Below are 11,347 nucleotides of genomic sequence, written 5' to 3' on the forward strand. Positions count from 1 at the left end.
GTCACTCCGAGTTCCGCGAGATGAGCATCCGGCGCATCACATGGGCCTTCACCGGGACGCCCAGGGCGAGCGTCACCACGCCACCGGCGACCCCCGCCCACGGCACGACGACGGCCGCCAGCGACCCGGTGGCCACCAGCCCGGCGAACGCGCCCGCCGACGTCACGGCGAGCACGTCGTTGTTCGTGTTCTCCACCAGGTAGGCCGCGTACATGACGGTCAGGAACAGCGCCAGCACGACGAGGACCAGCCCGCCCATCACCCCGGGCGACGTCGCGTGCCCGTCCGGCAGCGCCCACCCGAGCAGGACCGCGCACGCGACGGCGACGGCGGCCCCCGCCCGCTCGACCCGGCCCAGGAGCCGGGCCGCGCGGGCCCGCCCGGCCCGCCCGCCGGGCCCGCGCAGCCGCCGCGAGGTCGCGGGCTGCGCGACCCGCAGCAGGTAGATGGCGAGCTGGCAGACCGCGACCGCCGGAAGCAGCGCGAGGTACAGCACGCCGCTCTGCCCCGACCGCCCGGAGACGCCGAGCACCAGGTACACGGCCGCGAAGCAGAGCGCGTCACACAGGTCGGCCACCCCCAGCAGCCAGGTGGCCCGAGCCAGGGGACGCAGCAACCGCCGTCCAGGGGCGGCACCCGTTCCAAGGAGCGGCAGCCAGTCGCGGGGGAGCGCCGCGAGGGCCGCGCAGGTCACCGCGACCGTCCCGGCCAGGACGAGCAGCAGGTGTGTCTGCGGCGGCCAGCCGATCCACAGGGTGGCGGCGGTGACGGCGAGCACCACGCCACCGCTCGCCCCGAACGCCATCGTGTCCAGCACGGGCCGCCCGCGCACGCGGTGCAGGCCGGAGACCGCCATCAGCAGGCCCGTGCAGGCCGACCACGCCCCGGCCGCGAGATACAGGGTCGCCACGGACAGCGGCGCGGTCACCGCCACGGGAACGAGCACCGCCAGCAGCACCGCCACCGGCGCGGCGGCCATGGCCATCGCGAGCCGGGAGACCGCCGGGCCGATCCGGCTGACCCGCGCCAGCGTCTTCAGCGCCGCCTTCTCCGGCGCGTCCGCGACCAGGAGCAGCCAGCCGCACAGCCCGAGGGCGGCGGCGAAGTGGCCGAACGTGGACCCGTCCCACACGGTCGCCGGGGCCGCCGCGGCCACCTGCGTACCGGCCCTGAACGCGCCCCGCCCCGCCAGCAGCCGCAGCACCGCCACCGGGCGGGGCACGACCGCGTCCACCGCGCTCACGAGCCGCCCGCCCGCGGCCCCCGGACACGGCACAGGGGGAGTTCAGGCAGCGGCCCGGCGGCCGGAGCGCCGGTACTGGGAAGGGCACGGGCAGCTCGCCGCTCACGGAAGGGGCGATGGGCGTGGGGGTGGGTCTGGGTGTGGGTGCGGTGGTGGAGAGCGGCGTGGGCGTGGGTCACCGTGGTCCCCCGGTAGTCGCCTGGCGGCGTGATGGCGTTCGTGCGCCGGATCAGAGCGTCCGCCGTGCGGCCGGAATACCGGTTGGGGGGACCAAAACGGATCAACCGGAGGAGTAAGGGGTCGTCAGGCGGCGCCGGAGCGTTGTGCGGCCTGGTAGACGGCCATGGCCTCGTTGCCGAAGAAGGGGCCGAACATGAAGTCGGGGGCGAAGTCGTACTTGAAGCTGTTGACGGAGTTCAGCCAGCCGAGCCCGGTGGAGGTGTCGAACCCCTCGAACCACGGCCCGCCGCTCGACCCGCCGGTCATCGCGCAACGCAGCCCCTGGTCGCGCGTCCTGACCGGGTCCTTGAACGCCTTCCCGCTGCAGAACACCAGGTCAGAGCCGTCGAAGGGGGCGGCGGCCGGGTAGCCGAAGGAGAACATCTGCCGTCCGGTGGGCTGGTTGAAGGCCACCCCCTGCCCGCCGACGACGTCGGTGAGCGTGCGTCCCTGTAAGGGCGCGACCACGACGGCGGCGACGTCGAAGTTGATGTCCTCGTTGGTGTTCCACTGCTGGGTGGTCAGCACCCGGGTGGCCACCCACGTGCCGAACGGGCGGCGGCCGTTGGCGAAGCCCGGGACGAACACCCAGTTGCGGTGGGCGGCGCCGTTCAGCTTGACGCAGTGGCCCGCGGTCATCACGACGCTCTGGTTGGCGCTGGTCACGGCGGTGCCCGAGCAGGAGGCCGTACCTCCCTCGGCGGTGGTGAAGAACACCCGGCCGACCGTGCGGACGACGCCGCCCCCGTCGGCCCACGCCTGGCCGGGACTGTTCTGCACCGGCGCCGCCTGCCGGCCGGCCGCCGCCGTGCCCCCGGCGCCCGTGGCGGCGGCCGCGCCGCCACCGCCGGTCCAGGAGGAGGTCGTGATCCGGCGGGAGCCCGTGACGCCGCGGGACGCCCACGGCGAACCCTGCGTCGGCCCGTCGGAGGACGTCCTGCGGCGCGGCGCGGGCGCGGAGAGCGGTCTGGCCGCCCGCATGCGCTCCGGCGTCCAGTACTCCGTGACGGTCCTGCGCTCGGACGACGTGCCGGCCCCCGACCAGCCCACGGGCCCGGGGGCGGACGTGGTTCCCGCCTGGGCGGGTACCGGCGCGCCCGCCACGGCGAGCGCGACGACGGACAGCAGGACGACTCTGCGGTGCATGACGTACCTCCGAAACCGGAACCGGGATCTGCCGTCAGGAGGTACGCGCGCCGCCCCCGCGCGGGCTCAAGCCATGCGTAATCGGGTATGGGCGCGACGGGATTACACATTCGGTTACACACTCTGGACCATGCCGCCCGCCCGTCCCCTTCCTACCCTGGAGCCATGACTGGTTGGACGGAGACGGTCCTGCTGCGGGCGGCCGCTCTCGGCCCGCGCGTGGCGGTCGCCGAGGCCGCGAGCGGCGCCACGCTCACGTACGGCACGCTGGCCGTCCGCGCCCGCCAGGCGGCCCAGGGCCTGCGCCGGCGGGGCCTGCGCCCCGGCGACCCGGTGGTCGTGCTGCTGCGCGGCGGCTGCCACCTCCCCGTCGCCGGGTACGCGGTGCTCGCCGCGGGCGGCGTGGTCGTGTCCATCCCCGGCGGACCGGCCGCCGCCGGCGCCCGCATCATGATCACCGACCGGGACGACGCCGACGCGATCGCCCTGGAGGCCGACATCCGGCAGGTCTACTCCTTCACCGGCATCCCCGGCACGGCCGGCTTCGACAGCCTGCTCGGCGCCGACGGGCCGATCGAGCCCACCGCCCGGCTCACCACCGCCCGCAGGGTGAGCGCGGCCGACGTCGTCCTGGTCGCCGGGGCCGACCTGCGGGCGTACGACATGGTGCTCGGCGCGGGGGCCCGGCTGGTCGCGGCGCACGAGCCCGACCCGGCCGAATGCCGCAGGATCATCGCCGAGCACGACGTCACCCTGCTGATCGACGCGCGGTTGCGGATCGTCCCGGTCGGCGCCCCCGGTCCCGCGCTTGGGGCAAACCTCTGACAGGTCGTGAGGGCGGTGTCACACTGGGTGCCAATCCTGGGGTCCAGACACTTGAGGATCATGGTGACGTTGCTCAGACACAACCTGCCCGCCGAGCCCGACAGGTTCATCGGGCGGGAGCGGGATCTGGAGGAGTTGTGCGGGCTGGTCGGTGAGGTCAGGCTGCTGACGCTCAGCGGCGTCGGGGGCACCGGCAAGACCAGGTGTGCGCTGCAGATCGCCACCCGGCTGGTCCCGTCCTTCCCCGACGGGGTCTGGCTGGCCGAGCTGTCCAGGCTGACTCGCGCCGACCTGCTGGTCCACGAGATCACCAAGGTGCTGGGCGTGCACGAGGAGGGCGTGCGGCCGCTGCTCGACACGCTGGTCGACTTCCTGCGCGGCAAGAAGCCGCTGCTCGTCCTGGACAACTGCGAGCATCTGGTCGGGGCGTGCGCCGAGCTGGCCGAGAGGCTGCTGACCTCCTGCGAGGACCTGCGGCTGCTGGTCACCAGCAGGGAGCCGCTGAAGATCCCCGGCGAGCTGGTGTGGCGGGTGCCGCCGCTGGCGGTGCCCGGCCCGGCGGAGGCGGCCGAGGAGGTCGAGCGGGTCGAGTCCGTGCAGCTCTTCCTCGACCGGGCGCGGGCGGCCGGGTCGGGGCTCGCGGTCACCGGCGCCAACGCCCGCGACATCGCCCGGCTCTGCCAGGCCCTCGACGGCCTGCCGCTGGCCCTGGAGCTGGCCGCGGCCAGGACCGCCGCGATGTCCCCCCGCCAGATCTCCGACCGGGTCAACGACCGGTTCCGGCTGCTGACGGCGAGCGGCCGTACGGCGCCGGCCCGGCAGCGCACCCTGCTGGCCACCCTCGAATGGAGCCACGACCTGCTCGCGCCGCAGGAGCAGGTGCTCTTCCGGCGGCTCGCGGTGTTCAGCGGGCCGTTCACCCTCGACCTGGCCGAGTCCGTCTGCGCCGGGCGGAGCCTGGCCGCCGCCCACGTCCTCGACGTGCTCAGCGGCCTGGTCGACAAGTCGCTCGTCCTGTTCGACCAGGGCAGCTCGTGCTACCGGCTGCTGGAGTCGGCCCGCCAGTTCGCCGCCGGGAAGCTGGAGTCGGCGGGCGAGACCCGGCACCTGCGCGACCGGCTGCTGCACGGCCTGGCCGACCTCGCCCACCACCACGGCCGCGACGTGTGGGCCACGCCCGGCCTGACCTGGCCCGAGCGCTACGCCCGGCTGCTCGCGCTCCAGGACCTCCTCGGCAACGCCCGCGAGGCCCTGTCCTGGGCCGTCGAGTCCGGTCTGGCCGAGCCGGGCCTGCGGCTCGCGTGCGGCTACATGCCGCTGTGGGCCGGGTTCGGCGAGCTGACCGAGGGCCGCCGCTGGTACGAGAGCCTGCTCGCGCTGCCCGCCGCCCGTACCCTCGGCGACCTGTCCGCCGAGGCCCTGCTCCACCACGCCAACCTGGCCTACGAGCAGCAGGACGCCGCCGCCTGCGGCGAGTCGGCCGCCCGCGCCCTTGAGCTGCGCCGCGCGACCGGCGACGACTTCATGCTGGCGTTCACCCTCGTGATCGCAGGCATGTACGAGGGCACCAAAGGCGACGTCGTCCTGGCCGCCGAGCGCGGGGAGGAGGCGCTGAAGCTGGCGCTGCTCGTCGGCAACGGCCTGATCGAGGCGTCGGCGCGGCTGCTGCTGTCCGGCGTCGCCGCCTTCCACGGCCAGCGGCGCGAGTCGCTGACCAGGGGCGAGGAGGCCATCGAGGTCTACGCCCGGTTCGGCCACCTGTGGGGGGTCACCAGGGCCCACCTGGAGCTGGGCCGCTTCGCCGACTTCCTCGGCGACCTCGACACCGCCCGCCGCCACCTGGAGGAGTGCGCCGAGCTGGCCGAGGAGATGGCGGCCAAGCCCGTCCTCGCGACCAGTCTCGGCCTGCTCGGCGCGGTCCTGGCCCGCCAGGGCGAGGCGGAGCGGGCGAGGGAGCGGCTGGCCCGGTGCGTGACGCTGAGCCGGTCCATGGGGCAGCACCTGCCGATCATCTCCGTGCTGGTCGCGCTGGCCGTGCTGGCCGAGGGGCAGCACGACCTCGAACCCGCCGTACGCCTCTGGGCCGCGGCCAGGGCCATGGAGGACCGCCTCGGGCTGCCCGTCTGGACCTCGGCCACGCCAGAGCCGCTGCTCGCCCGCGCCCGTGCGGAGGCCGGTGAGGGGCAGGTCCAGCTCTGGTGGACGATGGGCGGCGGCATGACGGAGGAGGAGGCCCTGCGCTACGGCCTGGCGGGTGAGCGGCCCGCCCAGGGGGCGTCCCGGCCTCCGGCGGGCCCGGCGTCGGTGCTCACGCCGCGCGAGCGGGAGATCGTCGTGCTGATCAGCCGGGGGTTGTCCAACCGGGCCATCGGCGAGGAACTGTTCATCAGCCCGGCCACCGCCGCCCGGCACGTCGCCAACATCCTGCTCAAGCTGGGCTTCGGCTCGCGCACGCAGGTCGCCGCCTGGGCCGCGGAGCACGGCGTCCTGCACTGACCGCACCCACCGGCGGGGCACGGCGTCCTCCGCTGACCTCGCCCCCGGGCGGGGCGCGGCGTTCGCGGCCGGGGCGGTCATCGGCCCGCGGCCACCTCGGCCGGGCGGGACGGTGGCGGGTCGAGGACCGCCGTGAACAGGTCTCCCGCCCGTTCCTGGCAACGTGCGGCGGCCGGCTCGTCGCCGATGCGGCGGTGGGCGCGTCCCAGCGTCACCAGGGCCCGCGCCTCGCCCAGCTTGTAGCCGCTGCCGGCGTGGACGCGGGCCGCGCGGGCGGCGTACGAGATGGCCGCGCCCGTGTCGCCGGCCGCCAGCGCCGCCTCCGCGCACGCCGCCAGCGCCGCGCCCTGCACCAGCACCGCGCCCGCCTTCCTGGCCAGCCCCAGCCCGGCCAGCGTGTCGCGCATGGCGGCCAGGTGCTCGTCCAGGCCGGTGCGCGCCACGGCCAGCCCCACGAGCGCGTCCGCCTGGCCCACGGCGGCGCCGATGCCGCGGGCCCGCTCCAGCGCGGCGTTCAGCTGCCCGACGGCGGCTCCCGGATCGGTCTGGCAGCGGATGCGGCCGAGTCCGATCAGGGCGTCCAGCTCCAGCTTGGGATCGCCGACCGCCAGCGCCCGCCGCAGCGCCTCCTCGGCGTAGCCGAGCGCGTCGGCCCGCCGGCCCGCGTCCAGGTGCACGTCGGCCAGCTCCCTGCACAGGTCGGCCTGGTACCGCTCGCCGATCGCGGCGCCGAGCCCGCGCGCCGCCGTCAGGCACCGGACGGCCTCGCCCAGCCGCCCGGTCAGCCGCAGCACGGCGCCGAGCCCGGCCAGCGCGGCGGCCTCGGTCGCCGGCAGCCCGCGGTCGCGGCAGAGCGACAACGCCTCGCTCAGATGCTCCTCGGCGACGCCGAGCCGGCCCATCTGGGTCAGCGCCAGCCCCAGATGGACGAGCGGCGCGGCCCCCACCCGCGCGGAGCGCCGGGAGCCGTCCACGGCCAGCGTCAGCAGCCGCCGGGCCGCGCCCAGCCTGCCCTGCTGGAGGTGGACCGCGCCGAGCGCGGCCAGTGCCGCGAGCCTGCCCTCCGGCCAGCCGGCCAGCTCGGCGGCCGTGAACGCCCCCCGCAACTCCTCGACCGCCTCGGTCAGCTCGGCCGCCCGCCACCGCGTGGAGGCCAGGCAGTGCCCGACGGCCGCCTGGCCCAGGTGGTCGCCGGCCGCGCGGGCGGCCTGCCGGGCGTCCCGCAGCACGTCCGTCCAGCCGGGCTGGCCGCCGGTCAGGTCGAGGTAGCCGTTCATGGCGTCGATGAGCCGCCAGGCGTACGGGTGGCCGGGGGCGTTCCGGACGGCGGCGACGAGGTTGGCGCGTTCGGCGTCCAGCCAGGCCAGCGCGGCGGTCGCGCCGGTGAAGGCGACCGGACGGCGGGAGCCGTCGGCGGGGGCGCGCAGCAGGTGGGGATAGGCGACGTCGCCGGCCTCCCGGACCATCCGCAGGTACCAGGCCATCAGCGCGTCCAGGGCACGGGCCCGCCCCGGCGCGGACTCCTCGGCCAGCACGCGTTCGCGGGCGTACTCCCGCATCAGGTCGTGGAAGGTGTAGCGGCCCGGCTCCGGCTCCTCGACCAGGTGCGCAGCGGCGAGCCCGGACAGCAGCCGGTCGGCCTCGGCCGGGACGGTCCCGGCCAGCGCGCCGGCCGCCCCCGCGGTGAACGTGGGCCCCGGGACGAGCGCGAGCAGCCGGAACAGCCGCCGTGCCGCCGGATCCAGGCGGTGGTAGGACAGGTCGAACGCGCCGCGCACGGCCGCGTGCGGATCTCCGGTGACCGCCAGGGCCGATAATCGGGTGCCGGTCAGCCGGCGCACCTGGCCGGCGATGCCGCCGGCGGCGTCCCCGTCGGCCCTGCCGAGGATGCCCGCGGCGGCGATGCGCAGCGCCAGCGGCAGCCGGCCGCACGCCCGGGCCAGGTCGAGCGCCGCGTCCCGCTCGGCGGCCAGCCGCTCGCCGCCGAGGAGGCCGCCGAACAGCGTGACCGCCTCGCCGGTGGACAACATGCCGAGCGGGACGGGGATCGCGCCGTCCCGGGCGACCAGGCCGTCCAGGCGGTCCCTGCTGGTGATCACGGTGGCGCAGCGCGGGCCGCCCGGCAGCAGCGGGCGGACCTGCTCCTCGCTGCCGGCGTTGTCCAGCACCACCAGCACCCGCCGGTCGGCCAGCAGGCTGCGGTAGGCCGCGCTGGCCTCCTCCACCGTGCCGGGCACGCGCTCGGCGGGCACGCCGAGCCCGCGCAGGAAGCGGCCCAGCGCCTCGATCGGCAGCAGCGGCCGCTCGGCCGAGTGCCCGCGCAGGTCCACGTAGAGCTGGCCGTCGGGGAAGCGGTGGCGGTCGCGGTGGGCCCAGTGCAGGGCCAGGGCGGTCTTGCCCGAGCCGCCCGCGCCGGTCAGCACCGCGATCGACGTCCCGCCGGAGGCCGGGTCACCGCCGGTCCCGAGCGGGTCGAGCAGCCGGAGCTGGGCCGTCCGCCCGGTGAACTGGCCGGGGCCGGGCGGCAGCTGGGCGGGCGTCACCGTTTCCCGGGAATCGGACGGCCTGATCGGCGGAACGTTCCCGCGCAGGATGCGCTGGTGCAGTTGCCGCAGCTCGGGTCCGGGGTCCAGGCCCAGTTCCTCGGTGAGGCGGCGGCGGGTGCGGTCGTACCGCTCCAGGGCGTCCACGCGGCGGCCGGCCCGGCACAGCGCCAGCATGAGCAGGCCCACCAGCCCCTCACGGAACGGGTGCTCGGCGACCAGCGCGATCAGCTCCGGGACCAGCACGGCGGCGCGGCCCGCCCGGACCTCGGCGTCCAGGCACTCCTCGACGGCTGCGAGGCGTTCCTCGGCCAGGGCGTCGCGCAGCCGGTCCAGCAGCTCGCCGCCGGAGACGCCGGTCAGCGGCTCGCCCCGCCACAGGGTCAGGGCGCGGCGCAGCCCGGCGGCCTGCCGCTCGGCCGTCTCCCCGGCCCGCGCGCGGGTGACCGCCGTCCGGAACTCGTGCACGTCCACCTGCCCGGGGTCCAGGCCGAGCTGGTAGCCGCGCGGGCGGTAGGCGATGGTGACGCCGGCCGCGGCCAGGGCGGGGCGCAGCCGGGAGACGTACCCCTGCACCAGGTTGCGCGCCCCGGCCGGGGGACGTTCGCCCCACAGGCCCTCGATCAGCCGGTTCACCGAGACGAGCCGGCCCGCGTCCAGTGCGAGCAGGGCCAGCGCCGCCCGCTGCCGGGGTGGCCCGAGCGGGATCTCCTGGCGCCCCCGCCAGGCTCGCACCGCCCCCAGGAGCCCGATTTTCAGTACGTCCGCCAGACCTGCCCGTGTTGTTTCGTCTGACATGTCGTATTTCCCCTTTGCCACGTCGCAGGCCGCCGTACAGCAGACATGACAGGCAGTACAGCCGAAATCCTGACGCCATCAAGCCCCCGTGCAGCGGCCTGCTGCACTCTGAACGCGATCTCGCTTGGTTCGCCCCACATTCGCTTGACACGGGCTGACAGACGCGCGGGCCGTGCGGCCGGCGGCGCCGCGTCACCCCGGGGAAGAGGCAGCGTTGTCCGAACCGCACCACGACGTTCTCCGGGAGTTCGCCCGGACGGCCGAGCGCCACCCGGACCGCCCGGCCCTGGTCCACGCCGGCCGCACCCTCACCTACGCCGAGCTGGCCGCCCGGGTCCGCGCGACGGCCCGGCGGCTCGGGCCCGATCCCGGGGCGGTGGGCGTGCTGACGTCCCGCACGCCGGGGACCGTGGCCGCGCTGCTGGGCACGCTCGCGGCGGGCGGCGCGTACGTGCCCGTCGACCCGGCGCACCCGCGGGCCCGCCGGGAGGCGGTGCTGGCGGCGGCCGGCTGCCGCACGCTGATCGCGTCCGGACCCGGCGCGTGGGCCCCGGAGGGCGTGCGCGTGATCGAGCCGCCCGATCGCGGGGAGCCGGAGGGCGGACCGGTGGACGAGCTCGACGAGCTCGCGGCCGTCGAGGCGGGCACCCCCGCGTACATCCTGTTCACCTCCGGCTCGACCGGCGCGCCCAAGCCCGTGGTGACGCCCAGACGGGCGATCTCCGTCGTGACCGGGGCGCTGCGCGAGCTGTTCGGGATCACCCCCGCCGACCGGGTGCTCCAGTTCGCCTCGCTGAACTGGGACACCTGCCTGGAGGAGATCCTGCCCGCGCTGACCGGCGGGGCGGCGCTGGTCTTCCACGACGGCACGCATTCGGGGTCGTTCCGCCGGATGCTGCGCGCGGTCGCCGACGAGCGGGTCACCGTGCTGGACCTGCCCACGGCGTTCTGGCACGAGCTGGTACGGCACCTGGCGGACGAGCGGGCCGCGCTGCCTGCGTGCGTCCGGCTGGTGATCATCGGCGGCGAGGCCGTGAGCCCGCCGCGCCTGGCGGACTGGCGGGCCCTGGACACCGGCGACATCCGGCTGCTCAACACCTACGGCTGCACGGAGACCACCCTCATCACGCACGCCGTCGACCTGCACGGCCCCCTGGCGCCCGGGGACGCGGGGGAACGGGCGCCGGGGGATGCGCGCGGCGCGGCGGCGCGGGAGCGGGCTTCGGCGGAGCGGGCTTCGACGGAGCCGGGAGGCACGGCGGTGGGGGAGCGGGTGCCGATCGGCTGGGCGCTGCCGCACGTCGTGCAGCGGGTGAGTGGGGAGGGGGAGCTGCTGGTCGGCGGGCCGGCCCTGGCACTGGGCTACCTGGGCCTGCCCGAGGCGACCGCCGCCCGCTTCGTCACCCCCAGGACGGAGTCCGGGCGGTTCTTCCGCACCGGCGACCGGGTCACCGTGACCGGGGGCGGGGCGCTCGTCCACGAGGGCCGGCTCGACCACGAGCTCAAGATCCGGGGCATCCGGGTGGACCCGGCCGAGGTCGAGGCGCACATCGCCGGCCATCCGGGCGTGGGCGCGGTGGCGGTGGCGGGTGTCACGGTCGCCGATCACACGACCCTCGCCGCGTACGTCGTGCCCCGCCCGCAGCCAGGCCGGGACACCGAGGACGGGCTGGCCGCCGAGGTCCGGGACTACCTGCGGGACCGGGTGCCGTGCCACCTCGTGCCCAGCCGGATCACCGTCGTGCCCGAACTGGCCTACACCACCAGCGGCAAGGTCGACCGCGCCGGTTCGCACCGGCGCTACACCACCAACTGAAGGAGATCATGTACGTGGACGTCACCGCCGTCTCTGACATCTTCCGGCGGGTACTGGAAAACCCCGAAATAACGGATGATTCCGACTTTTTCGTCTTGGGTGGGGATTCGCTGCTCGCCACCCGCGTCCTGAGCGCGATCGCCCGCGACTGCGGCGCCGAGCTCGACTTCGACGACTTCCTCGACGCGCCCACCCCGGCCGCCCTGGCCAAGAAGATCGCGAGCCTGGCATGAGCGAGCCGGGCACGAGGGCCCCGGGCGT

Annotated in this window: 7 protein-coding genes; 4 read left to right on the forward strand and 3 right to left on the reverse strand. The window is 75.9% G+C overall.

Annotation, left to right across the window (positions count from 1 at the left end; genetic code table 11):
- Nucleotide 1: 1 nt before the first annotated feature.
- Both ABZ815_RS45210 and ABZ815_RS45215 read right to left on the reverse strand, forming a co-directional pair.
- Complete coding sequence (locus tag ABZ815_RS45210) at nt 2–1,276, reverse strand: hypothetical protein (RefSeq protein ID WP_357707946.1); 1,275 nt, start codon at nt 1,274–1,276, stop codon at nt 2–4.
- 270 nt (nt 1,277–1,546) lie between these two features.
- The gene (locus ABZ815_RS45215; RefSeq protein WP_357707947.1) at nt 1,547–2,608 is read right to left on the reverse strand and encodes a peptidase; all 1,062 of its coding nucleotides are present in this window, start codon (nt 2,606–2,608) and stop codon (nt 1,547–1,549) included.
- Nucleotides 2,609–2,773: 165 nt separating this feature from the next.
- Between ABZ815_RS45215 and ABZ815_RS45220 the strand changes: the two genes are divergently transcribed.
- Both ABZ815_RS45220 and ABZ815_RS45225 read left to right on the forward strand, forming a co-directional pair.
- Nucleotides 2,774–3,433 (forward strand): AMP-binding protein, encoded by a 660-nt coding sequence (locus tag ABZ815_RS45220; RefSeq protein ID WP_357707948.1) that lies wholly within the window; start codon nt 2,774–2,776, stop codon nt 3,431–3,433.
- Between the two features lie 60 nt (nt 3,434–3,493).
- Nucleotides 3,494–5,929: a LuxR C-terminal-related transcriptional regulator gene (locus ABZ815_RS45225; protein WP_357707949.1), complete on the forward strand. Its 2,436-nt coding sequence runs from the start codon at nt 3,494–3,496 to the stop codon at nt 5,927–5,929.
- 77 nt (nt 5,930–6,006) lie between these two features.
- On the opposite strand, the gene ABZ815_RS45230 is transcribed toward ABZ815_RS45225, so the two are convergent.
- Nucleotides 6,007–9,207, reverse strand: a complete 3,201-nt coding sequence (locus ABZ815_RS45230; protein ID WP_357707951.1) for a BTAD domain-containing putative transcriptional regulator — start codon at nt 9,205–9,207, stop codon at nt 6,007–6,009.
- Nucleotides 9,208–9,484: 277 nt separating this feature from the next.
- On the opposite strand from ABZ815_RS45230, the gene ABZ815_RS45235 reads away from it, so the two are divergent.
- On the forward strand, nt 9,485–11,086 hold the full coding sequence (locus ABZ815_RS45235) for an AMP-binding protein (RefSeq protein ID WP_357707952.1): 1,602 nt from the start codon (nt 9,485–9,487) through the stop codon (nt 11,084–11,086).
- Nucleotides 11,087–11,094: 8 nt separating this feature from the next.
- A complete protein-coding gene (locus ABZ815_RS45240; RefSeq protein ID WP_357707953.1) occupies nt 11,095–11,319 on the forward strand; it encodes an acyl carrier protein in 225 nt (74 codons plus the stop codon).
- Nucleotides 11,320–11,347: the final 28 nt, after the last annotated feature.

The organism is Nonomuraea sp. NPDC047529, assembly GCF_040642995.1.
In the GTDB taxonomy this organism is placed as follows: domain Bacteria; phylum Actinomycetota; class Actinomycetes; order Streptosporangiales; family Streptosporangiaceae; genus Nonomuraea.

Bases quoted from the DNA above. Each gene is read 5' to 3' on its own strand.
- ABZ815_RS45215 (WP_357707947.1), bottom strand. From the start codon at position 2,608: ATGCACCGCAGAGTCGTCCTGCTGTCCGTCGTCGCGCTCGCCGTGGCG.
- ABZ815_RS45220 (WP_357707948.1), top strand. From the start codon at position 2,774: ATGACTGGTTGGACGGAGACGGTCCTGCTGCGGGCGGCCGCTCTCGGC.
- ABZ815_RS45225 (WP_357707949.1), top strand. From the start codon at position 3,494: ATGGTGACGTTGCTCAGACACAACCTGCCCGCCGAGCCCGACAGGTTC.
- ABZ815_RS45240 (WP_357707953.1), top strand. From the start codon at position 11,095: ATGTACGTGGACGTCACCGCCGTCTCTGACATCTTCCGGCGGGTACTG.